Below are 26,926 nucleotides of genomic sequence, written 5' to 3' on the forward strand. Positions count from 1 at the left end.
CCCTGATCTTGTATAATTGTTCTGTTAAAGTTATAATAGCGGAATTTGCCATCAGCTTTAGCCCTTGACCGTTGACTATGATGATCACTGCCCAAGACATTACTGCTATTGATGAGAAGCTCTCCAAACGCTTTATTGAACTCGATCCAGAGGGCTACTTTATTATTTACATAGACCGAGAGGCAAGTCTGATCTGTGCTGAACACTACAGTAACAAAATTAATGAGAAAGGGTTAGCAGTTGATCCAGAAACCGGAGAACCATTTCCCTGCGATGGCAAACTAAACCGTACTCCCACCGCTATTTTCAAAGGTAGGACAGCCAAGGAACTAGGCATGAAAATTACCGAAGAAACTAAACCCTGTCCTTTAAGTCGTTTCGATCACGCCCTTTACCTAGGACGAGAATTTGTCAGAGCGGAGATAGCGATGATTAATGGCGAAGAGTATATTCAAGATTAGTGAATAGGTAAGCATTCAGCCATCAGCTATCAGCTATCAGCATTCAGCTATCAGCGATTAGCGCTACTTGAGGTGCTATCAGCTATCAGCTATCAGCGATTAGCGCTACGCGCACGCTTCGCGAACAGCTTTCAGCTTATGGGGTACGCCCATGCTACTTGAAGTGCTTTTGAATAAAATAAGCATCTCAAGTAGCGTGGCCTACGGCATTAGGCTGACAGCTGACGGCTGAATGCTTACCTTTTGAATAACAGAGGTAAGCATTCGTTTAATCTGAGTTAAGTCTGCTGACCGCTGACCGCTGACCGCTGACCGCTGTTCGCGTAGCGTGCGCGTAGCGCATTAGCTGATAGCTTACAAGCTAAGTCAGGTTTGTCGGTAATTATACCATTTACCCGATTATCATTTAGAAGCTCTCCAATCGTTTTTTGATCATTTACAGTCCAAACAAAAACCGGTTTGCCCTGTTTAGCAGCAATTTTCAATAAACCAAATTTTAACATTTCCCACTGTAGTGCTAGTATATCCGGGGTAAGTCGTATCAGTTTCTGAAACACCAAAATCCCGAAAACTCTCAGTAATATAATCAGAAAATTATTATTTTTTTTGCTTAATAACAATCCCGTTTTAACCTCAGTATAATTATATTTTATCCATCTTAACGATGGAACATTAAATGATAAAATAACAAAGTAATCTATCTTGATATATCCCATTACTAAGGCCATGACTTTTTCTTCATAGCCTTCTTCTTTCAGTTCAACCGCTAGTTTAATCTTGTTACGAGTCAGTACTAAAACTTCCTCAACCGTAGGCACTCTAAACCCTTGCTGACCAGCAATGCGATTTATTTCTTCAAAGCTTAACTGACTGATAGCTTGATTAGCTATCATTGGATCATGATGGGAAATCAATACCTCATCTTTAGTAATTCTTACATCAAATTCGATAAATTCAGCCCCAAGTTGAATCGCTTTTTCATAGGCTTCAATAGTATTCTCTTTGGCACAATTAGAAGCTCCACGATGAGCGATTATCTTATTGGTCAGCATATGAAGGAAAGGGAACAGGGAATAGCGATGCAGCGCGGTCTTGGGGAGGCAGCGCGGTCTTGGGGGTCTCCCCCATGAGCGACTGCCGTGGTTTCCCCCATGAGCGACTGCATCAAGACGGGAATAGGGAGCAGGGGAAGAGAGGGAGGTCTCGGAAGTGTGGGAAGTGTGGGGCGGGGGCGCGGGGAGATAGGGAGATTCCCGACTCCCGACTCCCAACTCCCGACTCCCGACTCCCGATTCCCGACTCCCGACTCCCGACTCTCAACTCCCGACTCCCTAAAATCCCAAATATAGCTCACCTATTTGAGAAGCACTATATCATCGAGGTGCTGGCAAGTCATGAACATTGCGGATGGTCACCGAGCGAGCTAACTTATAGGCTGCATAGGAATCCACCAAACCGGATCCAGTTGCTCCATCGTGTCCCTCTCCTGCCGGTTGACCATGGGCGCTCTTGCCCAGCTTAACATCTCGCGCTGATGCCCGTAGAATCTGCTTAATCAGGGATGGAGACAGACCAGGTTGCACCTGCTTAAGCAAGGCACAAACACCGGCGACTTGGGGAGAAGCAGCACTAGTACCGCTGATCACCGCCCAGCCATCATCAGTAGCCGTTTCGTCCTGATTCGGATACTCACCGCCGCCCAAGCCTTGGTCAATTTCGTCCCCTGGTTCAACGGGCAACATGATATAAGCAGCCCGGGGTCGCATTCCCACCAGTCCACACAGATCAGGGACGTGGCGTCCTGGATAAATCTGGCTATCAAAGCTACTAGCGTAGTCGGAAGCTTCTAAGCGAAAGTCATTGCCCTCAACAGTATCGTGGGCATAGACTCCACCCACAGAAATCACTTCCGGCATCTGACCAGGAAATCCATAGTGTCCGTTACCAGCAGAGAAACAGACGGTAATACCACGCTCTTTGACTGCTTCAATAACTGCTGCCTCTAGGGGCTTGAGGAAATTCGGTAGAGGGCCTTCTGGGATACTGTAGCCCCAGCTGTTGGTCATCACCGCTGGATGTAAATCCGATGCCATCTTAAAGGCCAGGGTGGGGTTACTCCCCATTTTGACACCAATAAAGTCAATATCCGGTGCATTGGAAAAAATATTTGCTGCTTCAGCGGTGCCATGACCATTCTCATCCCGCTCCACTTTTTGAGCATCTGGTGCCAGGGTTGCCTGGTAGTTGTAGCCATGCCACTCGTAAAAGGGATGCTTGTAGAATCCAGTGTCTACCATTGCCACTAAGACGCCCTTACCGGTTACCCCCACCTTGTGGACAGGGGTCGAGCGACATACCATGGCCACATCGGAGGGAACATTGAGGTGATGATAACGAACCCGTGGAGGCAGTGGCGACTCAAATAAAATCGGTGGACGTTGAGGATAAGCGCGCTCTATCAACCCAGATAGCTCTTGGGGAATGGTAAAGGGAGCACCAGCAACATGGCGCAAGAAGGTCACTTCTCCCAGTTGAGGATGAGCCTCGCTAATCAGTTGGCTGTCCCGTTCAACTCGAGTGCTAAAGACCCGTTCCCACAGTTCCCGTGGCCCATCAGCACTAATGGAAAAGGTTCCGATTTGCTGGACTCGAAAGCCAAGGGATTGTAAAACATTTGCAGCTTGAATGCCCCGTCCAGGGGGTGGAGCGAATTGTTGAAGATTCTCCGGTTGCAGGTAGGTGTCAGTGGCGAACATGGACTGGCCACTTTCTGATACGAGAATGGCTTCAAAGGAAACTCGCTCTTGTCCAGTCTGTAGTTGTTGTATCATAATTATCCTGTTAGTTAAATAGTAGTTAGATCAGCGGTTGATGACTATCGCTGTCTTTGTTGATCAACAAACCAAGTTGCTTTACTTCTTTGGTTTACTTCTTTAGTGTGGTATCTTTGATCACATATTGACGTCACCCTCGTGGGTACTTTTTTTCCTTTGGTTTTAGTTTAAAATTATCTTGGAAATTTTTTACTATTGAAGTAAGCATATGCGCTACGCGCACGCTGCTTGAGGTGCGGTCAGCGGTCAGCCGTCAGCTTATTTTATTCAAAAGCACCTCGACGGTGCGCTTTCCGCATCTAATTATTAAATTCGCCACGGGTCGCACCTCAAGTAGCGTGGTCACAAGCCTTTGGCTGATAGCTGATACGCGACACGCTGAATGCTTACCATTTGACTAATGAACAGTAGAAGCACGATCGGGTCGTGCCTCTAGCCTGGAAAATGTTCGGGTTATCGTTAACTGGATTGGCCGTTGGCCACGCTACGCGATCAGAAAAATTCTGGGGGTTCTACAAACATCACCCCAGTTACCAAGGTTTGTAGTTGCTCAGGAATTTGTAGATTGTCAACCGCAGCTTTGGGATAGGTAACGTCACTGCCATCTATTTCCTGGATCAGGGTTTTCTGCTGTGGTTGGAAGGAAACATTGAAAGTTGATTCCCACAGGGATTGCGGAGCTTGTACACTGATAGTCGGTCCAATGTGCAGTATCCGAAAGCCAAGCTGTTGTAGAGCTAAAGCAGCTTGTCTAGAGTGGTTGGGGGATGACTGAATTTCTGCTGAAATCGTGTTTTCCGGCATAGAACGCCTCCGATGGAAAGTCTGGGATACTCTTAAACCGGTATTAATCGGGGCAAACCCGGTACCACGGGTCAAGGTGCATTTTATTGTGGTCCGAGTGAGGAGTGGTCATGCAGCAATTGGAGTCAAGCCTGCCACTCAACTATCTGGACGTTCCTGGCATCCCGACCAGGAGTTCCTTAAAAGCCTGAGTTTTGGTATGCTTAGGGTCAAGGGGCGACCGATGAAGGTGCTCATGCAGAGTGAAAGAGGTAAGAGCCTTTCCAAGACTAGGATTCAGTCTTGTTCCCACCCAAAGGAGCGTACTGAGATGGATAACCCGGTTTACCACTAGGTTACTCCCGAATCAGTGGGTTTCACAGCTAGAGGGTAAAGCCAGAAAGAAACTGAGATGTCGGGAAGGTGACCAATGGCAGGGAAAGAATCAAAGGGTTGACAATTAGGAACCGTTGTTATAAGGCATCGTAACAAGCAATATCCCTGATCAAACGACAATGGGGATAACAGCTCCCGGATTAGCCTCTCCTTGACGGGGCAATCAGAATCCCACAGTGGACTCGGTGTAGAGACGGCAACCTTAGAATCGCACCTCTAATGAGCATAACCGGGTAAGCCGAGGTTGAGTCCAATATCTAGGTCGATTGATATTGGTAGCCAAATCCCAAGAAGCGGTATAACTCTCAGCCCGGTAGAAGACTGAACCAAGCAAAAGCCGGAACCCGAAAGGGAACAGGAAAGTGGAAACGTATAACTGACCGGATAGAGGGAAATCCCTCAACTCGTGCATAGTGCTGAATTTCAGAACTAATTCCGAGCCAAGGAAATAATACGCTAATACCCTAATTGTATATGGAAAAGATAGAACCGAATCCCACAGGAAACGGTATCGTAACTAAACAAACCACCGACTGGCACGCAACCAACTGGAAACGAGCCTACAGGACGGTCAGGAAACTTAGACGCAGAATTTTCAAGGCGACACGTGAAGGCAACTGGAAAAAGGTGAACAAACTACAAAGATTAATGCTTCGTAGTTACTCCAATATCCAAGTTTCCGTCAGACAGGCCACACAGGTCAATAGTGGAAAGAAAACAGCAGGAATAGACGGCGAAACAAAACTTAATCCCGCTGAAAGAGGAAAAATGGTCGATTCACTCACCACGTACAAAACCTGGAAGCCAATCCCAACTAAACGCATCTACATCCCAAAATCCAACGGCAAAAAGAGGCCACTAGGAATACCGAGCATCACCGACCGCTGCCTACAAGGCATTGTCAAAAATGCACTAGAACCTTCATGGGAAGCCAGATTTGAACCCGTATCATATGGCTTCAGACCAGGTAGAAGTACCCATGATGCCAGACAGAGGATATTCCAAAATATCAACGGGGAAAAGAATAGGAAATGGTGGGTACTGGACGCAGACATCTCCGGGTGTTTCGATAACATCGCTCACCAACCACTCTTGGAAACCATAGGGAACTTCCCAGCAGCAAACCTCATTGAGGAATGGCTTAAGGCGGGATACGTCCATAAAGGCGTATTCCATAACACAGAGGAAGGAACACCCCAAGGTGGAATAATAAGTCCCCTACTGGCTAATATCGCACTACACGGATTAGAGGAAGAATTGGGAATTAGGTACAAATGGATACCAGACAAAAGAAAAAAGGATGGAGGATGGTGGTGTAACACATCTACAAGGACTTACGTCCGCTTTGCTGATGACTTCGTAATCTTAACCGAAAGCGAGGAAGATGCAGCCGAAGCTAAGAAAATCGTCGAAAGATGGTTATCTAATAAAGGACTAACACTATCTGAAGAAAAGACAAAGATAAGCCACCTAACCGAAGGATTTGATTTTCTAGGCTGGAACTTCAGGAAATGCCAAACAACCAACAGGAAAACGGGACTAATAACACTCATTAAACCTTCTCAGAAAAGCGTTAAGAAGGTCAAGGAAAATCTAAGAATAGAATTCAAGAGAGGAAGAACCCTGTCCCAAAAGGTAATAATAGGTAAAATCAACTCCATAGTGAGGGGGTGGAGCAACTACCATAATGGGGCAGTATCAAAGGAAATCTTTTCTAACCTCGACCACTACGTATTCTGGAAATTGCAGAGATGGGGAAGACGGAAACACGCAAAGAAATCCCAAGAATGGGTAAACAAAAAATACTTCGGTAATCATTGCCCAGGAAGGGAAGACAAATGGGTATTCGGAGATGGAGAAATCTATTTGGACAAATTTGCCTGGACTCCAATCCAAAGGCACACAATGGTCGCTTATGACAAATCCCCAGACAACCCGGAACTCGTAGAGTATTGGAACGAAAGGGAATTAAAACAAAGCGCCAAAACGGCCAAGAAAAGATTATCCACAGGAAAGGACAAAATAGCAAACAGACAGGAGTATCAGTGTCCTGTCTGCAAGCAATCCCTAGGGGAATATCAAAATACGCATCTACATCATATCATTCCCCAATCCCTAGGGGGTCATGACCGATACGACAACTTAATCTACCTACATGAAGATTGTCACTATTCCATCCATGCCTTGGGCGCAACTAATCCCGAAATACAGCAAATGCTAAGAAACGGGATAAAAACACCCTCCAAGAAACGGAACAAAAGCCAAAAGGTACAAAACCGTAAATCAAGGAAAAGTAAGTTGCACAAATAACGTGTTCTAAAGGTTTTAGGTGCGCCGTGTGCTTGGAGACTTGCTCGCATGGTGCTTAGGGGGCGAAGCGGGGGTAACCCCGCCGACCTACCCAATCCAACCAAGCTCAACCGCATCAGCCAAACTCAGTCCCATACCTTTCAAGAAACGCGCGGTACGGCGCAACAACACCGCTTGAACCTCTGTTTTGTTCATGTACCGGGAAATATCCTTGTCTGTACCCCGATCAAGGATGTTTTGAGCAGCGTTGTGGTCAGCCTGCAACACGACCCCATCAAATCTGGTAAAATTGTCCCCGCTCCTTTTCCCTAATAGGGTTCCAGTCACGGAGTCAACTTGCGACGTGTAACTAGGCTGGACTTCTGTCACAACCGAACCAGTCCAATTAGCCCATTTCTGCAAAGAGTCCCGCATTACTCCCTTCATCCAACTATTAAGCTTACGGGACATGGCCTTAGACTGGCGTTTATTTCTGATTGGTTGTGTTAAATCTAAGGCCGTAGGCCACGCTTCGCGAACAGCAAATACCTTTAATGATTCCCCATTGAACAGGGATTTAGACGCGGCTCCTATTATAGCTGTGAGTTCTGATTGATTTTTCCTGTATCGGCGATTCTCAGCTTTTCGAGTCAGGTTATTTTTGAGGATACGAGCAGACTTAGCTGGGTCAAGTTTTTCTAGTTTTCTGTGAAGCGCCCAGAGCTTCCCTCTGTTCCTGTTTTTAGAACAGATTCTGTCGGATTTATTGGTGGCTACTCTACCTAGATTCTTGCCGTGTGCCTGGCCATCTGAATCATATAAAGCCTCAGTGTATCCCTTATCTACTCCGATACTCCGACGCTTAGCAGGGATTTCTACGGTTCCATGGTCTACTAGAAAGTGAATCTCAAACCTTTGCAACAACTGGTTGTAAATCAATCTAATCTGACCTTTTATCTGCCGATTAGACCTAACAAGTACCTTGTTCCTTTTTCCTCTTTTCAGTCCAGCTAATTCTATTTGATAGGTATTACGGGAGAGTCTTTGACACTTATACCCTCCCTGTTGATAAACTATCTGATTCCCAACCCAAGAATGTCCTCTCTGATACTCTTTCCTGATCATCCTATGCAGTAGTGGGTTATCCAGAAAAGCTAAGGTCTTAAGCTGTTTACAAAGCTCCTTCCTTGTCTTTTGCTTGTCTTTTCCAGGAAACCTTTTGTAAATCTTCTTGATTACTGCATCGGCGCAAGCTGCTTGTTGGGCTGTGATAGCCTTTGCTACATCACTAACCGTCCACTCCATTAGTTTGGAGGGCAGCCCTAAAGATTCGGGAGTCCTAAAACTTCTGACCTCTGGATACGCCTTCTTCCAGTCAAGATTCCAATGGCTGATACTTCCTAGCTTGTTGTAGGACTCAGACCGAACGATGCCCAGTTTTTTCATTACCTGCAACAACTCAGCCTCAACCGACTCAGTCATCCCCACTACGGGAACGATTTGAGTCGATCTCTTTTTTGCTGCGTCTACTTTCCTGGGCATCGTTAATGATCATGTCCTACATTTTAATGTAACTCTAGCGCTAGTTAAATGTCAATGTCTGTTTTGTGATATTAAATCCCTTTTTATCGCTATTTTTTGGGACTTGATTGCGAGGCGACCCATTCGAGCCAGTAATTCGGGCAAGTAAGTAATTCGGGCAAGGAATTAATGGCTGAAACCCTAGGTTTTATGTGCTTTTGCTTCGCCCTCCCATAGGATAACCTAGAGTTTCCCTCAATTAAGGGTAACTTGTCAAGCTATAGCGCTACCCCCGCTGGAATCCGGATTCTGGAATCCGGATTCCGGAATCGGGCGGGGGAAGAGTGTGGTTAGAGGGACGGGGGCGCGTGGGGAGAGGCAGGGCTGTTTCATTCTTTGGCATAAATTGTCAGGTCAATGGGCGTGAAAGGGAAGTGGGTTGCTCGGGAGAGGGTTTTTTTCAGGTTAAAAATACCTAAGGTGCGCTTGACCCATTAAGAATTAAATTCGCCACGGGTCGCTTTTTATTAATAAAAATTCCCCGACGGTGCGCTTTCCCCATGAAGAATTAAATTCGCCACGGGTCGCACCGCTATCTCCCTATCTCCCTATCTCCCTATCTCCCTATCTCCCTATCTCCCTACATCCCTACCGGGTGCATCTCATATTTGTAAAAAAGAAGGGAAGTGTGGGAAGTGTGGGGATTTTTTTTATTGGTATTAATGTATACAAAAATAATACAAAAGTTATACGTTAGCGCTAACGCGATCGCAACCATCAGATTGGCAGACTAAAAATATCAGTTAATTTACTTAAAGTGATTTTACTGACAGCTCAGGCTATGATCGAGTTAGTCAAACAATTAGTCAACCAATTAATTACAGACTAAAGTCAATTAATTAATTTATTCAAATAACTAGGGCGTCTATAACATGAACATAACTAAATTTTTAAGCAGTGGGTTAGTTTTAGGGTCTATAGTTTTGGGAGCAGTAGGAGAAGCCCAGGCAGCTGATATCCTCAAGTCCTGGTTAGCCGATGAAGCTCATATCTACCCAGAAGACACAATTTGGTCAGGACACGCTTTCTGGTTTCCTCAGTTGGACTCAGGGAGGTTTGTATTTGACACTTCAGGTATCTTTAATGAATACGATGATGGGAGTGCTAATTTGTATGGCACCATCGTTTCCGAGTTAGATGATACTAAAAAATGGGACGTTGATATTTGGTTCGAGAGCATAACAGAACCTTGGGGAGGACCGAAAAAGGAACTACCAAAGTCTGAATACGTAGAAAATGGTGGCTCCGTCGATACTAGTACTTGGCGTTACTATAACATGGATGAAACTCGGGCTACCTTAACTGGCGTAGATTTCTACGATGGCAAGGAACTGAATCTTTACCAAAGACCTGAAAATGGTAAATACGCCTTCCAGGTTGGGGTTGGAGCTAATGGCAAAAACACTAACTTTGGTATGTCTGGCTGGCTAGGTACTACGGGTTCTTTTAGTCTTACCAAGGCTGATATTAATGTTGATCTAACTGCCAATCCTGGGGATCCTTCCAATTCTCGACCTGTTCCTGAACCCATGACAATGGGCTTGTTCAGCCTAAGCTTACTGGGATTAAGTGTGACTTCATTAAAGCGCAAGTCTAAGGAATTGGTCTAACCTAGGAATTTTAAAGATTCCCGGATTTTTTCGTCGGCATAGCTGATTCAACCACTTCTGTGTAGGAACTAGACCACTCTCTCGTAGTCTGTTCCTTTTTTCTGTTTTGTGGTAAGCATTCAGCTATCAGCTATCAGCTGTCAGCTGTCAGTTGTCAGTTGTCAGTTGTCAGTTGTGACTTTGCCACTGACAAGTTTCAAGTTTCAAGTTTCAAGTTTCAAGTTTCTAGTTTCTAGTTTTAAGTGACTCCCAACCAAGAAGGATAAGTAGTCAACTGGATAGGATCTCAAACTAGTAAGCTCAAACTAATAATCTCAAAAGATTAAATAGTACATTAACTCAGATGTCAGCTGAGGATTAAGCTCAAGGCGTCGTTGAAGGTCAGCTAAATTACGGTATGGGCCACCATCAAAGCGATTTTGCATGATAGCTCTAGCTAAAAACAAGTCCACTGCTGGAATTTTCGTCAACTGTTCTAGAGATGCGGTGTTAGGGTTGACTAGCCCAGGCGTAACTAAACTCTCCGCATCGTAGTAACAAAACCTCAAAATTGGTTGCAAGGGTGTCAGACGTTGTACAGACCAACCTAGGGCAGCGGCCAAATCTTCTAAGCAGCAAAATTGCACACCACTGCTGGTGAGTTCAAAAAGCGATCGCGCCTGATGGATAGATATCCCTGGCAATCTCAGCCAGTCATCCACACCAGCTTGATTCACATCAATGGTGAGCCCCAATTTGGCAGCTACAGCAATTTCTTCTGTGGATTGTAGCCGATAGTAGGGGTCACGCTTTAGCCTCTGCTGAATTGATTGCTGATTCGGGTTTTGTGGAGTCTTGGGTGATAGCCAATCAAAAATTGCCATGAAACTCAAGCAATTAGGTCAAGTAATTGACGACGTTTTTGTTCAAATTCATACTCAGACACTAGTCCCTCCTGACGCAGGCTGTCTAACTGTCTTAGGGCATCAGCAATTTCCCCTACCTTGGCCGGGTCAATCCCAGCCGATGGATTGTCTGAGGAAGATACTGTAGACTCAATACCAAGGTTAAAATTGAGGTCAAACTGATCTTGACTTTGTAGTAAATACCACACCCCCTCTATAGCACTGGCAATTCGAGGAATGGGTGTCCAACACAGGAGTAAGTACATTACTCCCCAGAAGGGTTGTCCGAGATAAAATTTGTGTAATCCACAAACAGGGATCACTACCCCACTCAATGCCAGTAGGGAAGCGACTTTGCGGCTTTTTGGCTTGCTCAACATACTTGCTTTGACCTGGGTTGAATAGCTTGGTAGAGATCCAAAAATTGTCAATCCTATGTTCCTATAATAATTACTTATCTCAGAATCTCGGAGTGGAAAGTTGAAAGTTTCAGGTTACAGGTTGAACGCGATCGCGTTCAACGGTCTAACCTTCAACGGTCTAACCTTGGCCAAAAGGCCACGCGATCGCGTTCAACGGTCTAACCTACCCTAGGGGAAGGCCAAGGGCGAACAACTGACTAATACGGAAAACCGAATTTTGTCCAGGTTTGACGCTACATTAAAATGTGATTAGAAGCGGCGATTGAGTAAAACCAAACCGGTTGACAGGTAAGAGCAATGGGTTTTTTTGATTCGGAAATTGTCCAAAAAGAGGCAAAACAGCTGTTTGAAGATTACCAAGACCTGATTAAATTGGGCAACGACTATGGCAAGTTTGACCGTGAAGGCAAAAAGATTTTCATCGATCAGATGGAACAGATGATGGAGCGCTATCGTATTTTTATGAAGCGCTTCGAGTTATCCGATGACTTCATGGCTCAGATGACCATAGAGCAGCTCAATACTCAGTTAGGTCAATTTGGGATCACCCCTCAACAGATGTTTGACCAGATGAACATGACATTGGAGCGGATGAAGTCAGACGTAGAGAAACAATCGTAGTACGTTAGCCTTTGGTGGGGGTGGGGATAGATGGACATCTCCCAAGACAGCTGAGGGCTGAAAGTGCCTTAGTAAGGAGCCGCCAATCATGACGGCTGATATCCCTTATTTATCTAGAATTTATCTAGATCTTGGACGCTTAAATTTTGTGGGTCGAGGGAAGTATCTCACTGGCTCGTTCCGCAAAGCGTAAGCCATAAACCTCCGCCAGATCGGTGCGGCATAGCCACCACCTGTTACCCCTCGCCCAAGGGGTCGGTTGTTGTCTCGACCAATCCAAACTGCCGTAGCCATCTGGGGTACATATCCCACAAACCACACATCTCGCTCTGAAGAGGTTGTTCCCGTTTTACCTGCCGCCTGACGCCCTATGTAGGCAGATTTTCCGGTACCTCCGTTAATGACACCGGTTAGGGTATGGTTAAGGGAAGAAACCGCCCATTGATCTAGCACCAGCTTAGGCTTAGGGGTATTATCTAAAAGCACATTGCCTTTACTATCGGTCACTCGGACAATTAAAGTAGTGTCAGAGTGCCAGCCATTATTGGCAAAGGTAGCATAGGCTCCTGCCATTTCCAATGGTGTTACCCCAACTGACCCTAGGGGTAAGGATAACACTGGTTGCATGGGACTCTTAATCCCAAGGGTCTTAACCACATCAACGACTTTATCCAGTCCCACTCTCCTGCCAATCTTTACCGCTGGCACATTTGTCGATTGAACAATGGCAGTGCGAATACTCATGGCACCAGAGTAGCCACCACCATAGTTTTTGGGTCTGTAATAGGCTTTACCATCTCGATAGCGCACGGGGGTATCGTAAACAGTGGAACCGGGGGCATATTTACCTGTGGAAAAGGCAGTATAGTAAACAAATGGCTTAAAGGATGACCCTGGCTGACGTCGAGCTTGAGTAGCACGGTTGAACTTGCTCTTTTCATAGCTGTACCCCCCGACTATCGCTTTCACAAAATGGGTACGGGGGTCAACGGCGGCTAATGCCACCTGATTATCGTAAAGTCCACGGCGACGCAGGGTGTAATGAGCGCGATTAATGATCTTTTCTGCCTGCTTTTGGAAGTAGTAGTCAACCGTGGTCTGAACTCGCATTCCGCCCTTGGTGACCGCCTCCTGACCAAATCGTTCTTTTAACTCCACCACAGCAGCTTCTGTGACGAAAGGTAATTTACTGGTCGTCCAGGAGGTACTTTTGCCAATTAACAGGGGCTGTTCCTTAGCTTCTTTTTCTTGGGCTGCTGTAATCCATCCCAAATCCCGCATCCGCTTTAACACCACGGCTTGTCGCTCTTTAGCTTTAGAGTAGTTGCTGAAGGGACTGTATTCTTCTGGGGACTGGATTAGCCCTGCCAACAGGGCTGACTCGGCTAAGGATAGCTCAGAGGCTGGCTTAACAAAGTAGCTCCGGGCAGCTGTTTCAATGCCATAGTTATTGTGACCCCAATAGATTTGATTAAGGTACAATTCCATAATCTCGTCTTTAGAGAAGATTTGCTCAACTCGGATAGCGAGTACGGCTTCAGTAATTTTGCGGCTAAAGGTGCGTTGCCGAGTCAGAAACAGGTTTTTCACCAACTGCATGGTGATCGTAGACCCCCCTTCCACTACTGTCCCCTGCCTCCAGTTGGCTAAGAAAGCACGACCGACGCTATTGGGGTTAACCCCATAGTGCATAAAGAAGCGACTGTCTTCTATAGCTAGTACAGCCCGCTTGAGTTGAGGGTTGATTTGGCCGAATTCGACCACTTCCCGATTTGCTTCCCCATGAAGGCTAACTAGGGGTCTACCCTTGACATCGTAAATGTAGGTTGTTTCTGTTGGTGTGTAGTTCCGGAGCATGCGCACATCTGGCAGGTTACGGAAGCTAGTCGCTAAGCCCACAAGTCCACCAGCTACAATCGAGCTAGCTAACATGGTAACCCCGAGGATAGTCCCTCCAGTTACCTGAGCCACCCCTTGCACAAACTGCAATACTTGTGAAGGCTTTCTTTTCCGATTTTTCCGATCTTGTGGTTGTCGAATAGTGCTAGATGACACGGTGATTTCATTTCCTTACTAAAGAACAGACATGTAAGCTAGGGGCTGTGCTTGGGGTGTTTTTTTTACTTCCTATAAGTAACTTTCTATAAGACAATTCCAAGGATAGGTGGGCAGAGCAGGATGACTTACAAGTCTTGAGCATCGAATTTCTTAATAATGCCAGGAGGTTATGGATAAGTGTCAAGCCCTATAGGTAAGCTTCAAATTAAGCTTCAACTACTGTAGCGATAATAATTTTTGAATTAAAGCTAATTCTAACCAATTCATACTATTTTGTATTCTACGACGGTCATTTCCCGTCTTGATGCACTCCCTGTGGCAGATGCATCCACCGATTGAACCCTCTAGAGGCTAAAGCATGGGGCATTTAATCGCTATCTTACAAGCGATGCAGAGGTGCGACCCGTGGCGAATTTAATTCGACGACTGTAAGCGCACCTAAGCGGCAAAAGGGGGTTCCCCCCACTCGCGCTTTGCATCAAGAAGAGTGGGCAAAAGCCGCATCTCGTAAAGGTTGTCAACGGCTTTTTGTATAATAGTTAGCAGCATTTTGACATGGTTTTGGCAAGTGTCGGTCTAGCTGCTTAGAATTTGTAAACGATCCTTAGGATAAATTTAAACAATCTGTACTAACCTAGTTAATTGCCAACCATAGTCCCAACCAATGTCAAATTTTGAAATCCCCCTTTCTAACGAGCTAGCTTGGCTAGACAGAGGTACCAGTGAAATTTTTCCCCTACAATCGGATTCTCAGGATCCGAGTGAAAATCTGGCTATTCGGCTCAAGCAAGCTGAGCGTCCCTTACGGGTCAAGTTAGGTATAGACCCAACCGGTGCCGATCTCCACTTAGGTCATAGTATCCCAGTCAGAAAGCTACGGGCATTCCAAGATGCTGGTCATACCGCTGTCTTAATTATTGGTGACTTTACTGCTAGAATCGGTGACCCTACTGGGAAGTCTGAGGTGCGTCGCCAGTTGACACCAGCTCAGGTCAAGGAAAATGCTGAAACTTATCTGTCACAGGTGCGCCCTATTCTAGATTTTGACACCCCAGGACGGCTAGAAATTCGCTATAACTCTGAGTGGCTTAACCAGTTGGATTTGTCTGAGATTATTGAGTTGTTAGCCACTATGACCGTAGGGCAAATGCTGGCCAAGGAAGGGTTTGCTGAACGCTATCAACAACAAAATCCTATTTTCCTCCATGAGTTTCTCTACCCCTTGATGCAGGGCTATGATTCTGTGGCAGTGAAGGCTGATGTGGAGTTAGGGGGAACTGACCAAAAGTTTAATATTGCCTTGGGACGGGATTTACAACGGCATTTTGGGCAATCTCCCCAGTTCGGCTTACTGCTGCCAATTTTGATTGGGACCGATGGGATACAGAAAATGTCTAAGTCTTTGGGGAATTATGTTGGCTTGTCAGATGATCCCCTGACCATGTACTCGAAGCTGGAGGGGACACCAGATCATCTATTGAAGCAATATTTTGAGCTGTTGACTAATGTGCCATTGGATCAGCTTCCAGCAAAGCCACGGGAGCAGCAAAAACAATTGGCTCTGACTATTGTGACCCAATATCACGGTGAAGCAGCAGCAAAAGAAGCTCAGCAGGCAGCACTAAACTTAGTAAAGGGTAGCACTACTGGTACGGGGGATTCTGTGCCAGAATTTTCATTGTCTTCTGTGGACTTTCCCGCTAAGTTGTTCTATATCCTTAAAGAATCGGGTTTGTGCCAAAGTAGTGGCGAAGGCAGGCGACAGATTCAAGGGGGAGGTGTGAAGTTGGATGGCGATCGCATTTCAGTGGTTGACCAGACCTTTGATTCCCCTGATCAATTGGTGGGAAAGGTTTTGCAGGTGGGGAAAAAGAAGTTTGCCCGTTTAGTTAGTTGAAGGTATCAATTAAGGTTAGGAGGTTAGAAGGTTAGAAGGTTAGAAGGTTAGAAGGTTAGAAGGTTAGAAGGTTAGAAGGTTAGAAGGTTAGAAGGTTAGGAGGTTAGAAGGTTAGAAGGTTAGAAGGTTGTTCGCGTAGCGTGGCCGAAAGGCCAAGGTTGTTCGCGTAGCGTGGCCAAAGGCCAAGGTTAGGAGGTTAGGAGGTTGAAGATTGAAGATCGGATTATTGTTCCTTTGGATGTGCCGAGCCTGGAAGATGCGATCGCATTAGTGGAACAGTTGCCTGAGGTTAGCTTTTGGAAAGTAGGTCTGGAACTGTTTGTGAGCAATGGTCCTGAGATTATTGATGCTCTCAAACATCGGCAAAAGCGGATATTTCTGGATCTTAAATTTCACGATATCCCCAATACGGTAGCTGGAGCAACAAGGGTTGCAGCCGCCTATGGTGTGGACTTAATCACCATTCATGCCGTTGCTGGTCGCAATGCTCTTAAACGAGCAGCTGAAGCGGCGGTTGAGGGAGCTTTGGCGGCGGGATGTCCCCCCCCGAAGTTAATTGGTATTACTCTACTGACCAGTCTCAATTCCCGGGATTTGGCCTTTGACCTTAAAATTCCGATCGAGTTGCCCGAATTTGTCTTACAAATGGCACTACTAGCTCAAGAGTCAGGTTTGAATGGGGCAGTGTGCTCCCCTATGGAAGTATCACAGCTACGACAAGTGTGTGGTGATGATTTTCTCCTGGTTTGTCCAGGAGTACGCCCCCAATGGTCCGAACAAGGTGATCAACGACGGGCAATGACCCCAGTAGCTGCTCTACAAGCTGGTGCAGATTACCTAGTCATAGGGCGACCAATTACCGCTGCTGACGACCCAGTCGCTGCCTGGAATAGGATTTGTAAGGAATTAGCTGGTACTGGTGTATAGCTTTCAGCTCACGGGATTACTTCTAATGGCTTACTTGGGATTACAGATTAATGGGTTGAACCTTAGCCAGTTCAACCTGAAAGGTTTTCCAGAACAGTTTCAACTAGACTTCTTTGAGAAGTTGGGAACAGGGAACAGGGAACAGGAAACAGTGGACAAGAATTCACGAAAACAGTATCAGAAAACTACTTTTGAAAGAGGTCTACTGTTGAACCTACCCTTCTCGAACGCCTTTGGCCAACAACCGACCAACCTACCCTACGGGAACGCCAAAGGCGAACAACCTGTCAACCTACCCTACGGGAACGCCAAAGGCGAACAACCTGTCAACCTCCAACCTCCCAACCTACCCTACGGGAACGCCAAAGGCGAACAACCTGTCAACCTCCAACCTCCCAACCTACCCTACGGGAACGCCAAAGGCGAACAACCTGTCAACCTTCAACCGACCAACCTACCCTACGGGAACGCCAAAGGCGAACAACCTGTCAACCTACCCTACGGGAACGCCAAAGGCGAACAACCTCCCAACCTTCAACCGACCAACCTACCCTACGGGAACGCCAAAGGCGAACAACCTGTCAACCTTCAAGCTGCCAACCTTCAAGCTGCCAACCTTCAACCTCCCAACTTTCAACCTACCAACCTTAACCCTTCAAGGTTCTTCCGACCTGCCAACCTTGAACCTTCACCCGATCAAACCTGTTCGGTAGAGGTGGAAACCTTAACCTCCCTATTGCTTAAGGATTTACCTAGCTATGCCAATCGAGTGATTCAGAGGGCGCGGCGCTCAGACTCCACTGTGGACAACTTCAGTTATGTAATCGTGGCAGGAAAGCCAGAGTTTGAACCTCTCCCCCTTAAGTCGTTTCAATCCACCACCGTACCTAACCCAACGGATAGCGAAGCACTTCAACAAATCTTTCTAACTACCCTAGAGCGCAAGTATTTCAAGGATAAAGCTGTAGAGCTTCAGAATTATCACTGGCTATTTTTGACCAAAAGCTCTGATGGCTGGCGCTTAGTGATGATTTTTTCCCGTATTGGTTCTGTTTCAGAAGGCAAACTTCCTACACCGCCACGGGAAAGCACTAATGGTGTTATTGGTCAAGCGGTTAAGACTTGGCTGCGGGATTGCCGTGCTGGGACAATTCGATCCTTTGAACAGAATCCCGTCAATTCCGATCCTTGAGATGGCTAAGCATTCAGCCGTCAGTGGTCAGCCGTCAGTGGTCAGCCGTCAGTGGTCAGCCGTCAGTGGTCAGCCGTCAGTAGTCAGCCGTCAGTGGTCAGCCGTCAGTAGTCAGCCGTCAGTGGTCAGCCGTCAGTGGTCAGCCGTCAGTGGTCAGCCGTCAGTGGTCAGCCGTCAGCTTATTTTATTCAAAAGCACCGATTGCGCATCAGCTGATAGCTGATAGCTGATAGCTGATAGCTGATAGCTGATAGCTGATAGCTGATAACTGATAGCTGATAACTGATAGCTGAATGCTTAAGTTTATAAAGATTTAAGAATTTAGCAATTTTAAAGGAATTATTGATATGGATGTGAATCAAAAATGCGATTGACCGTTCGCGAAGCGTCGGGCTTTGCCCGAAAGGTCACGCTACGCGAACGCATTTCCCAACACTAGCTGGTTTCCTTTATTCTTCTAAAATCTCGACTAAGTCCTGAACCATTACATCAAACGTCCTGGCTAATTTATCCATAGAAGTATAGTCAATTGTTTTTAGACCAGGACAGCGGGCATAGTGTCTTACAGTGCTGTAAATCACTCCGGAACGGTCAGAAACTTCCTTGAGTGTCCAGCCCTTCTCCTGTGCTAGTTCTCGTACTTTCAGTCTGACTAAACCCATACTTGACAATTGATGAAGTTTATAGTTTAATAGTTCAATCGAGCAAACTATGAAAAGCGATCGCCCTAAAAAATTTACACACCAGGGCGATCGCACAGAGCAAACCTCATGTCAATAAACATGGAGGTAATACTAATTATGTTAACAACACCTAGCCATAAATTACCCGTAGTCACCGTATCTAAAATCAACCATAAATCGCGAGTGGTTCATCCACTGGCACGATTTGTCACTGAAAATACGGTAGCCTTGTTTTTTAATATCCAACCAGAGGAAATTTATCGCATCGATTGCTGGCAGCACGTTGTTTACGTACACGCCAAAGGTGTCAGTCAATTTGTCAGCTACGCCGATTTTCCGCCAATTTTAGGGGTAGACCCCCCAAAAACTGGAGATTACGACCGCTGGCTTAAACGGCGGGACAAAAGGCACAAATCCAAGCAATCCCTGGGTTTTTGGAGCCGATTCTACGCCCAGCAGTTTAAGCAAGCTTCCTCAAAGCTTAATCTTTATCAGTGGGGAAAATTGGTTGGTCTAGTCAAACGTGTACTTTTTGAGGCAGAATTGCAACAATTGCGGCAAATTTATGTGAACGAGAAAAGTTGGTGGGACGATTTTTGACTAGATACTATATCCTGATTCTATTGAGTATTCTGTGTTTAACTGGCTGTAATTCCCCTGATAGTGCAGTTTTACAGTCCAACCAGGACAGTACTTTGAAGCTACTGTACTGGCAAGCACCCACTATCCTCAATCCTCATCTTTCCAATGGTTACAAGGATTCCGAAGCCAGTCGGATTACCCTGGAACCCCTGACTAGTTATGACAAAAATGGGGATATGGTGCTGTTTTTGGCAGCAGAAGTTCCTACGGTAGAGAATGGTGGGATTGCAGCGGATGGTAAGTCAGTGACTTGGAAACTAAAGCGCAATTTAAAGTGGTCCGATGGCACCCCTTTCACCGCTGCTGATGTGGTGTTCACTTACAAATTCATCACCAATCCAGCCGTAGGTTCCACCACTGCTAATACTTATAAAACTATCAAAAGCGTTGAAGCAATCGATGACTACACAGTCAAAGTCAACTTCAAGGATGTTAATCCAGCTTGGTTTTTAGTCTTTTCCGGTAGTGCTGGCATGATTTTGCCACGCCATTTATATCAAGATTTCAATGGTGCTAATGCACGACAAGCGCCAGCCAACTTGATGCCTGTAGGAACTGGTCCCTATCAGGTCGTAGAATTTAAGCCAGGGGATACTGTAGTTTATCAGCCAAACCCTAACTTCCGAGAAGCGGATAAACCCTATTTCGAGCGAGTAGAACTAAAAGGCGGTGGTGATGCTACCTCTGCTGCTAGAGCAGTCTTACAAACCGGCGATGGGGATTATGCCTACAATCTACAAGTGGAAGCACCTGTGTTGAAGCGACTGGAAGCAGGGGGTAAAGGTAAAGTCGTGGCTATCTTTGGGGCGTTGGTAGAACGGATTTTAATCAATCAAACCGACCCCAATCAACAAGCCCCCTCTGGAAAACGGTCTAGTCTCAAATTTCCCCATCCGTTCTTCAAAGACAAGGGAGTGCGTCAGGCCTTTAACCTAGCCCTAGACCGGGAAACCATTGCCCAACAGCTTTATGGACCAACGGGCAAAGCCACAGGGAATTTCTTAGTGTTACCAGAGCAATATAATTCCCCCAATACTACCTATGAATTTAACCCTAAAAAAGCGGTAGCCCTGTTGGAGGAAGCAGGTTGGAAAGATACCAATGGTAACGGGATTCGGGATAAAGATGGGGTGGAGATGACCGTGTTGTTTCAGACTTCAGTCAATCCTGTGCGCCAGAAGACTCAGGAAATTGTCAAACAGACCCTAACCTCGATTGGGGTTGGGGTAGAACTTAAGAGTATTGATGCCAGTATTTATTTCTCCGGTGATCCAGCTAACAACGATACTACCCAGCACTTTTATGCTGACCTACAAATGTACACCACAGGGAATGATAGCCCCGACCCTGGTGCGTATCTGAAAACCTATACTTGTGATGAAATTCCCCAGAAAGCGAATCAATGGTCTGGGCAAAATGTCTCTCGCTACTGTAATCCGAAATACGATCAGCTTTGGGAGCAGTCTACAAAGGAGTTAGACCCAGAAAAACGTCGGAAAATCTTTATCCAGATGAATGACTTACTCGTTAAAGATGAAGTCGTAGTTTTGCCAATTGTCCATCGGGCTGACCCAGCTGGGTTTAGCAATCAGCTGGAGGGTTATGACTTAACACCATGGGATCGCAATACTTGGAATATTATGGATTGGAAGCGGAAGTCATAAGCTAAAACGCATTTAAAATCGGTTTTAGCAATGGCAAAAGGCAAAAGGCAAAAGGCAAAAGGCAAAAGGGGACTGGAATCTATCTTTTTTATTTGATTTTACGCGCTTATACAGTTTAAATTCACAACAGCTTAGTTAGTCCTCATTGGTCATTAGTTAATTAACAAGATTCAAGATTTAAGATTCAAGTTTCAAGATTCAATTAACTATAGCATTTTCCAGACTTATGAGGTAGACAAGATTTTTTTTTTGCTCCCTGCTCCCTGCTCCCTGCTCCCTGCTCCCTGCTCCCTGCTCCCGATTCCCGATTCCCGATTCCCGATTCCCGATTCCCGATTCCCGATTCCCTGTTCCCTACCAAATTGAAAACCGCTATCATCAATTTTCATGACGCGATACCTAATTAATCGTCTTTTAGTTTCTATTCCCACCTTAATTGCGATCAGTATCGTAGTATTCGGTATCCTGGCCTTAGCACCTGGAGACCCGATGGGGGAATTTGCCACTAATCCCTCGATTACTCCGGAAGTGCGGGAAAATATTCGTCGAGCCCTTGGTTTAGACCAACCTATCCCGATTCGGTATATTAAATGGGCGTGGTCATTTCTCCAAGGGGATATGGGATATTCCTTCACTAGCCGTAGTCCTGTTAGTGCCCTAATGCTCCAGCGTTTACCTACTACGTTATGGGTTGTGGGTTCTGCTTATATCTTTGCTGTCTTGCTGGCGTTTCCCTTAGGAATAATCTCAGCACTTAAACGTTACTCTATCTTTGATAACATTGTCACCACCCTGGCCTTTCTAGGATTTTCTCTACCAACCTTTTTTACTGGTTTGCTGTTCATTATTATTTTTAGTGTCCAGCTAAATTGGTTACCTTTTATCTACGACAGCACACTTAAGGTAACAGATTGGAATAGTTTTGTGATCCAATTCAAGCAGTCTATCATGCCCATCGTAGTATTAGGATTATTTCAAGCAGCAGTATTGATGCGTTTTATTCGTTCATCCATACTCGAACAGCTAAATCAAGACTACGTGCGTACTGCTTACGCTAAGGGATTACATCAATTTGTAGTGGTCAATCGCCATATTTTACGGAATGCTCTGATTCCGGTTGTCACCTTAGTTGCCCTAGATATTCCTACTGTATTTACTGGTGCTTTAATCACTGAACAAGTATTCCGGGTTCCTGGAATTGGTGCCTTGCTGATTGATTCTATCTATCGAAACGATACACCAGTAGTGATGGCGATTACTTTTATCTACGCTATTTTAATTGTGGTCTTTAATCTAGTCGCTGATATCCTTTATGGCATTCTAGATCCGAGAGTTCAAATAATATAGTAGGGAGTAGGGAGTAGGGAGTAGGGAATAGGGAGTAGGGAGTAGGGAGTAGGGAGTAGGGAATAAAAATTATCGCAATTCATGAGATAAATGCTATACCTAACTGAGACCTAAAGGAATTTTTATTATAATAAGGTACACATTATTTTTTCCCTCTTACCTCTTGCCTCTTGCCTTCCCCTCCTGGGAGGGGTTAGGGGTGGGTTCCTCTTGCCTCTTGCCTCTTGCCTCTTCACTGCTCCCTGCTCCCTGCTCCCTAAAACCCAAGAATTTTTACCTTATCCAATTGACAACTGATGTATCGAAATGAGTGTTCTGTGGAAGTTTTTTGGTGGAGATGGATGGCGTCGGTTTCGCCAAGACCGAATGGCTGTAATCGGGTCTATTGTACTTTTAATCATGGTGATTACCATTGTTTTAGGCCCATTCATTGATAAAACACCTATTGACAAAATTGACTTTAGTATATCCAGTGCGCCACCAAGTTGGGCACATCCTTTTGGTACTAATGATTTAGGTCAGGATCAACTGGCTCGGGTATTGTGGGGGGGACGCATCTCTTTAACCGTTGGGATTGCGGCTATGGTAGTGGCGATTTCGTTAGGAACTTTAATTGGAGCGTTATCTGGTTTCTATGGAGGAGTAATTGATACCTTCCTGATGCGCTTGACGGATTTATTTTTAGCATTACCTCAGCTACCGTTGTTACTGTTAGTAATTTATTTATTCCGAGATGTCATGCGGCAGCTGGCTGGGCCAGAGTTGGGTATTTTTATATTGATAGTGCTAGTAATTGGTTGCTTGAATTGGATGTCCGTGGCGCGATTAGTACGAGCTAGTTTTTTGACAGTACGGGAAATGGATTTTGTAACAGCAGCTCGCTCGATTGGTGCTAAACCTAGTCGATTGATTTGGGCTCATATTCTTCCTAATGTGCTTAGTCCGGTAATTGTTGCCGCTACCTTGGCCGTGGGAAATGCGATTATTACTGAGTCTACCTTGAGTTTTTTAGGATTAGGGTTTCCTCCTGATGTTCCGACCTGGGGACGAATGCTATTTGATGCCCAAAATTATATTGAAATAGCCCCTCATATGGCAATTTTTCCGGGATTAGCGATTTTTTTAACAGTGCTTAGTATTAATTATATTGGGGATGGGTTAAGGGATGCTTTGGATCCGCAAACGAGGAGAAAGTAGGGAATCGGGCATCGGGAATCGGGCATCGGGAATCGTTGTGTAGGGTGCGTTAGGGGGGGCTCTAATTTTTCGCCTCGTAGCCAGTTGGAACAGCCCGCCCCGTAACGCACCACCGGGTCAAAGTACAACAGCTTTTATAGCAACAAATATATATTAATTAACCCGGCCAAACCGCCCAAAGGGAAACAGACGGAATAAAACTTGACCATCAATTTGCTTCCTAGCCACCAAGCCCATCAACAACTTATCCTGATCATCTGGATTTTCACCCAAAACTAAGTAGCAACAAGAGGGGATTTCTATCTCTAGTTCGTGGTAATATTGGATGGTAATTGCTTCAATGTAGTCAGTTTGCAGCCGTTGACCATTGATATAAACTTCTCCTTGCTTAATGGCAAACGTTTCCCCAGGTAAAGCCACAATCCGCATAATGTAGTTCAAATCATCATTAAAGCCTTGCTGCGCCAAATCCTTGTTAACCCGAAAGTGAATCACATCTCCGTGGTGGAATTTGCGCCAATTACGGGTGACCATATCCGTGAGAACCACATCACCGCTCTGGACTACTGGTAGTACTGTTGATTCTAGCCCACTGTTAACATAGATGCTGCTATTGAGCATTACAAAAACAAACATAGAAAACCCGAACAGAATCAAGCCCAGCCCAGGGTTTTTAGAACCTTCAATCAGGGGAGCTGGAACAGGTTCATTGCCCACAAAATACCGACGCAGAGAATCATGAATAAAACGGTAACGCCCTCCCACTTGCTGAATCAAGCGCTTTTCTGCAGCATACCTGAGGAACCTGGCATAGTTCCAAGGAATTGCTCCCCTTTGCCATAAAATCAGCCTCAGAGCCAAGTGCCGTATCCAGTCTTGACCCCCAGCTAGTGCCGAAAGTAAGCCTACAACTAAACCCATTCTTAAAGAGCTAGTCAAATCAACGTTAGCTCCTGTAACGATGGAGATAAGGGTAAAAAATAATGCCCCAGCTGGAAAAGCAAACAAAAGAATAATAAACGTTTGTTTAAAAGATGCTTTTATACTTTGATTAGGTATTTCCTTAGCTTTAATCTCTGTTTTTAGCCCACCAATTAACCCACCAGTCATCCCTATATTCAGCCCATAAATCAGCCCTAAATTCAGTCCAAACCTCAGCCCACCAATCACCCCAAAACTCAGCCTACCAATCACCCCAAAACTCAGCCCACCAATCACCCCAAAACTCAGCCCGAAAACCAGTCCACCAATCAGCACGAAAATCAGTCCGGAAACCAGTCCACCAATCAGCCCACCAATCAGCCTAGGCCAAGTTATAGCAAAATATTCAGCTTTTATTTCGTGGTATTCAAACTTCTCAAATAGCCCAAAAAATAGTCCAAAAAATAGTCCAAGACTCAGACAATTAATCAGCCCAAAATTTAGCCCAAGACTCAGACCAATCATCAGCCCATAAATCAGACCATTAATCAGCCCTAAAACCAGCCCTACAATCAATCGAAAAGCAATTCTTTCTCCACCTTTTGTTAACCAATATGGCTGCATATGTTCAATTAAAAATTCAGTGGTTGAATCGGCTACTAATTGCCGAGCTAGATAAGTCAACCAATGTCTAGTATCCTCATCTCCATAAGGAACTCCCTTGGGATAGTTTTGCTCATCAAGGGGTAACTTTAAGCGCTCCTCCACATAGACTGACCACAGTTGTGCTTCATTGGTAATCGGCTGCCCCTGGTATGCCGTCACCATCACGTTTAAAAACAGGGGTTTATCTGCCAGTTCTCTCATCTGGGCATCACTGGATAGCACTTGCCAGAACTCCCGTTTACCCAGGCGCTGGAGATAATCTTGGATTTGGACATCATTGGGGGACTGCAAGCAATAAGCCCCATTAAGTTTACGTAGTTTGACTCTTCCGTGCTGATATTCTTCCAGGCGACAGCAAACCACCCCACGGCGTTGGATGTCTTGCTTGAAAAACTGATTAATTTTGGTGACGCACAGCCGTTGACGGGGTATGCCTAACTCGTCTAAACCATCCAGAAGGGGCAGTAGTTGATGGTTTTCCAGCCATTGTTGGCTAATTTTTTCGTCAATACTGTAATTGTCCTTGAGTTGAGCGACTAACCATTTATCAAGGGGTTGCTGATCATTTTTCCAGGCAGAAAGCTCAAAGATGATCGGGACCGGTGCAGCATGATTCTGTTCTGCTTGGTTAACTAACTCCTCTGCTAATCTTAGTAAAGTGGTCGTTTTCCCAGACCCCGGTTCCCCTAAAATTAGTAACCGACCTTTTACATCTGGCCGTTCAAATACCTCCATTGCTGAGGTTTGAGGCATTAGGGGAATTACTTTCTGTCGCTGGTCACGCTCTACCGCTCCCTTGCTCTCCTCCATGGGTAATTCCAGATACAGATTCATCTCTAACTGGTCTTGGTGCAGAGAATCTTGGAGTCGAGTTTTTACCTCCCGCTTGACTTCTACCAGTAACTGTTTGCGAATGCAACTAGCAGCATACTTATCACGGTCGAGCCATCCAATTAGCTTACTTAGTAATTCTCTCCAAAGGGGAGCTGGCACATGTCTTGGCTGCTCCCGATGATTAATGTAATTACCCTCAACATACACACCGTGGTCACTAAAATCAGTTTGGCGGTAATTACCTCCTGTCTTATTTTCACGCTCTCGCCGCTTTGGTTCTTCAGTCATGACTGTCAATCAAGCTAGAGTGATCGAGGTGTAGTCTGGTTTTAAGACTGTTTAGTTTGTTGCCAATCTTGCAACGCACCGATAACAAAACTAGCAGCTGGATGGTTCAGCAGTTGCTCAAAAGCACTTACACCACCAGCTTTCAAGGCACTGAATACTCTATTACTCAAAGCAGGGTTAGTGTCAATCTGCTCAACTGCTGCTGCTGCTACCTTCATCTTTCCACTGGTAGTATCGGTAGGGTAAGTTTTGTCTAAAGTCTCTAGTAATTGTTGAATCTCTGCCGCAGCTTCCGCGAGGTTTTGTTTTTGCTGTGGGTTGTTGTTATAGTAATCGCCCTCGACGTAAGTACCTTGCTCTCCGAATTTGATTTGACGGTTATATATATCTGTGTGAATATTGCGATCGCGACTCATACCTAATTTCTCCTTAGCCCCTCACGGTAAAGGCAATCCTCTATCCTTTTTCAGCAAAAGGTTATTGTTGATTTTTCAGGGTATCTATTATACAGTCTCAAATACATTGCTCAATTTGTTAAAAGTAATTGGCAATATTTTGACTTTGTTATTCTTTAGCTTGCTGGATGCGATCGCTTAGTTTAGACAATATCGTCGCAACTTCTTTGATGTCACTTAGCATTATTTAGATAAGTCGATATTTAGTCAAAAACCAACACTAATCAGGTTGATAATCCAGGGTAAACCCATGTTGATTAGTGACCGGGAATAG

Annotated in this window: 26 protein-coding genes; 16 read left to right on the forward strand and 10 right to left on the reverse strand. The window is 45.4% G+C overall.

Annotation, left to right across the window (positions count from 1 at the left end; genetic code table 11):
• The first annotated feature begins 77 nt into the window (after window positions 1–77).
• Window positions 78–461 (forward strand): DUF4346 domain-containing protein, encoded by a 384-nt coding sequence (locus tag F6J90_RS26960; RefSeq protein WP_287357562.1) that lies wholly within the window; start codon window positions 78–80, stop codon window positions 459–461.
• Window positions 462–739: 278 nt separating this feature from the next.
• Here the strand turns inward: F6J90_RS26960 and F6J90_RS26965 are convergent, their stop codons facing one another.
• Window positions 740–1,513: a glycerophosphodiester phosphodiesterase gene (locus tag F6J90_RS26965; protein ID WP_293100577.1), complete on the reverse strand. Its 774-nt coding sequence runs from the start codon at window positions 1,511–1,513 to the stop codon at window positions 740–742.
• 99 nt (window positions 1,514–1,612) lie between these two features.
• On the opposite strand from F6J90_RS26965, the gene F6J90_RS26970 reads away from it, so the two are divergent.
• Window positions 1,613–1,810: a hypothetical protein gene (locus tag F6J90_RS26970; RefSeq protein WP_293100579.1), complete on the forward strand. Its 198-nt coding sequence runs from the start codon at window positions 1,613–1,615 to the stop codon at window positions 1,808–1,810.
• Between the two features lie 24 nt (window positions 1,811–1,834).
• Here the strand turns inward: F6J90_RS26970 and F6J90_RS26975 are convergent, their stop codons facing one another.
• Both F6J90_RS26975 and F6J90_RS26980 read right to left on the reverse strand, forming a co-directional pair.
• Complete coding sequence (locus F6J90_RS26975) at window positions 1,835–3,292, reverse strand: S8 family serine peptidase (protein ID WP_293100582.1); 1,458 nt, start codon at window positions 3,290–3,292, stop codon at window positions 1,835–1,837.
• Between the two features lie 495 nt (window positions 3,293–3,787).
• Window positions 3,788–4,174: a hypothetical protein gene (locus F6J90_RS26980; protein ID WP_293100584.1), complete on the reverse strand. Its 387-nt coding sequence runs from the start codon at window positions 4,172–4,174 to the stop codon at window positions 3,788–3,790.
• 22 nt (window positions 4,175–4,196) lie between these two features.
• Here F6J90_RS26980 and F6J90_RS26985 point away from each other — a divergent pair, with 22 nt between their 5' ends.
• Window positions 4,197–4,433, forward strand: a complete 237-nt coding sequence (locus F6J90_RS26985; RefSeq protein WP_293100587.1) for a hypothetical protein — start codon at window positions 4,197–4,199, stop codon at window positions 4,431–4,433.
• 515 nt (window positions 4,434–4,948) lie between these two features.
• Complete coding sequence (gene ltrA / locus F6J90_RS26990; RefSeq protein ID WP_293091374.1) at window positions 4,949–6,784, forward strand: group II intron reverse transcriptase/maturase; 1,836 nt, start codon at window positions 4,949–4,951, stop codon at window positions 6,782–6,784.
• Window positions 6,785–6,871: 87 nt separating this feature from the next.
• Here the strand turns inward: ltrA and F6J90_RS26995 are convergent, their stop codons facing one another.
• Window positions 6,872–8,305 carry a zinc ribbon domain-containing protein gene (locus tag F6J90_RS26995; protein WP_293100589.1) on the reverse strand — a complete coding sequence of 478 codons (1,434 nt, stop codon included), beginning with the start codon at window positions 8,303–8,305 and terminating at the stop codon, window positions 6,872–6,874.
• A 526-nt stretch (window positions 8,306–8,831) separates the two neighbouring features.
• On the opposite strand from F6J90_RS26995, the gene F6J90_RS27000 reads away from it, so the two are divergent.
• Both F6J90_RS27000 and F6J90_RS27005 read left to right on the forward strand, forming a co-directional pair.
• Complete coding sequence (locus F6J90_RS27000; RefSeq protein WP_293100592.1) at window positions 8,832–9,041, forward strand: hypothetical protein; 210 nt, start codon at window positions 8,832–8,834, stop codon at window positions 9,039–9,041.
• 175 nt (window positions 9,042–9,216) lie between these two features.
• On the forward strand, window positions 9,217–9,954 hold the full coding sequence (locus F6J90_RS27005) for a PEP-CTERM sorting domain-containing protein (protein WP_293100594.1): 738 nt from the start codon (window positions 9,217–9,219) through the stop codon (window positions 9,952–9,954).
• 314 nt (window positions 9,955–10,268) lie between these two features.
• Here the strand turns inward: F6J90_RS27005 and F6J90_RS27010 are convergent, their stop codons facing one another.
• The gene (locus F6J90_RS27010; protein ID WP_293100596.1) at window positions 10,269–10,817 is read right to left on the reverse strand and encodes a ComEA family DNA-binding protein; all 549 of its coding nucleotides are present in this window, start codon (window positions 10,815–10,817) and stop codon (window positions 10,269–10,271) included.
• Window positions 10,818–10,822: 5 nt separating this feature from the next.
• Window positions 10,823–11,269: an NINE protein gene (locus F6J90_RS27015; RefSeq protein WP_366513877.1), complete on the reverse strand. Its 447-nt coding sequence runs from the start codon at window positions 11,267–11,269 to the stop codon at window positions 10,823–10,825.
• A 288-nt stretch (window positions 11,270–11,557) separates the two neighbouring features.
• Here F6J90_RS27015 and F6J90_RS27020 point away from each other — a divergent pair, with 288 nt between their 5' ends.
• Complete coding sequence (locus tag F6J90_RS27020; protein ID WP_070394592.1) at window positions 11,558–11,881, forward strand: DUF1825 family protein; 324 nt, start codon at window positions 11,558–11,560, stop codon at window positions 11,879–11,881.
• A gap of 120 nt (window positions 11,882–12,001) precedes the next feature.
• On the opposite strand, the gene F6J90_RS27025 is transcribed toward F6J90_RS27020, so the two are convergent.
• Window positions 12,002–13,936, reverse strand: coding sequence for a penicillin-binding protein 1A (locus F6J90_RS27025; RefSeq protein WP_293100599.1), 1,935 nt, complete (start codon window positions 13,934–13,936; stop codon window positions 12,002–12,004).
• 667 nt (window positions 13,937–14,603) lie between these two features.
• Here F6J90_RS27025 and tyrS point away from each other — a divergent pair.
• The 4 genes from tyrS to F6J90_RS27045 all read left to right on the forward strand — a co-directional run bounded on the left by tyrS (window position 14,604) and on the right by F6J90_RS27045 (window position 18,178).
• The gene (gene tyrS / locus F6J90_RS27030; RefSeq protein WP_293100602.1) at window positions 14,604–15,836 is read left to right on the forward strand and encodes a tyrosine--tRNA ligase; all 1,233 of its coding nucleotides are present in this window, start codon (window positions 14,604–14,606) and stop codon (window positions 15,834–15,836) included.
• A gap of 204 nt (window positions 15,837–16,040) precedes the next feature.
• Window positions 16,041–16,763: an orotidine-5'-phosphate decarboxylase gene (gene pyrF / locus F6J90_RS27035; RefSeq protein ID WP_293100605.1), complete on the forward strand. Its 723-nt coding sequence runs from the start codon at window positions 16,041–16,043 to the stop codon at window positions 16,761–16,763.
• A 25-nt stretch (window positions 16,764–16,788) separates the two neighbouring features.
• Window positions 16,789–17,955, forward strand: coding sequence for a hypothetical protein (locus F6J90_RS27040; protein WP_293100607.1), 1,167 nt, complete (start codon window positions 16,789–16,791; stop codon window positions 17,953–17,955).
• 1 nt (window position 17,956) lies between these two features.
• Entirely contained in the window at window positions 17,957–18,178 is a 222-nt protein-coding gene (locus F6J90_RS27045) for a hypothetical protein (RefSeq protein WP_293100610.1), read from the forward strand.
• 226 nt (window positions 18,179–18,404) lie between these two features.
• On the opposite strand, the gene F6J90_RS27050 is transcribed toward F6J90_RS27045, so the two are convergent.
• Complete coding sequence (locus F6J90_RS27050; protein WP_008185208.1) at window positions 18,405–18,617, reverse strand: helix-turn-helix transcriptional regulator; 213 nt, start codon at window positions 18,615–18,617, stop codon at window positions 18,405–18,407.
• Window positions 18,618–18,755: 138 nt separating this feature from the next.
• Between F6J90_RS27050 and F6J90_RS27055 the strand changes: the two genes are divergently transcribed.
• The 5 genes from F6J90_RS27055 to F6J90_RS27075 all read left to right on the forward strand — a co-directional run bounded on the left by F6J90_RS27055 (window position 18,756) and on the right by F6J90_RS27075 (window position 23,488).
• Window positions 18,756–19,238: a hypothetical protein gene (locus tag F6J90_RS27055; RefSeq protein ID WP_293100612.1), complete on the forward strand. Its 483-nt coding sequence runs from the start codon at window positions 18,756–18,758 to the stop codon at window positions 19,236–19,238.
• Window positions 19,235–20,944, forward strand: coding sequence for a peptide ABC transporter substrate-binding protein (locus F6J90_RS27060; protein ID WP_293100615.1), 1,710 nt, complete (start codon window positions 19,235–19,237; stop codon window positions 20,942–20,944). The genes F6J90_RS27055 and F6J90_RS27060 overlap by 4 nt, the downstream gene beginning before the upstream one ends.
• 387 nt (window positions 20,945–21,331) lie before the next feature.
• The gene (locus F6J90_RS27065; RefSeq protein ID WP_293100618.1) at window positions 21,332–22,291 is read left to right on the forward strand and encodes an ABC transporter permease; all 960 of its coding nucleotides are present in this window, start codon (window positions 21,332–21,334) and stop codon (window positions 22,289–22,291) included.
• 163 nt (window positions 22,292–22,454) lie between these two features.
• Entirely contained in the window at window positions 22,455–22,601 is a 147-nt protein-coding gene (locus F6J90_RS27070) for a hypothetical protein (RefSeq protein ID WP_293100621.1), read from the forward strand.
• Window positions 22,598–23,488: an ABC transporter permease gene (locus tag F6J90_RS27075; RefSeq protein WP_293100624.1), complete on the forward strand. Its 891-nt coding sequence runs from the start codon at window positions 22,598–22,600 to the stop codon at window positions 23,486–23,488. Before F6J90_RS27070 ends, F6J90_RS27075 begins: the two co-directional genes overlap by 4 nt.
• A 153-nt stretch (window positions 23,489–23,641) precedes the next feature.
• Here F6J90_RS27075 and lepB read toward each other — a convergent pair whose 3' ends face one another.
• Together lepB and F6J90_RS27085 are read right to left on the reverse strand one after the other, a co-directional pair.
• The gene (gene lepB / locus F6J90_RS27080) at window positions 23,642–26,197 is read right to left on the reverse strand and encodes a signal peptidase I (RefSeq protein WP_293100627.1); all 2,556 of its coding nucleotides are present in this window, start codon (window positions 26,195–26,197) and stop codon (window positions 23,642–23,644) included.
• Window positions 26,198–26,238: 41 nt separating this feature from the next.
• Window positions 26,239–26,613 carry a hypothetical protein gene (locus tag F6J90_RS27085; RefSeq protein WP_293100630.1) on the reverse strand — a complete coding sequence of 125 codons (375 nt, stop codon included), beginning with the start codon at window positions 26,611–26,613 and terminating at the stop codon, window positions 26,239–26,241.
• Window positions 26,614–26,926: the final 313 nt, after the last annotated feature.

This window comes from Moorena sp. SIOASIH, from assembly GCF_010671925.1.
Taxonomy (GTDB): domain Bacteria; phylum Cyanobacteriota; class Cyanobacteriia; order Cyanobacteriales; family Coleofasciculaceae; genus Moorena.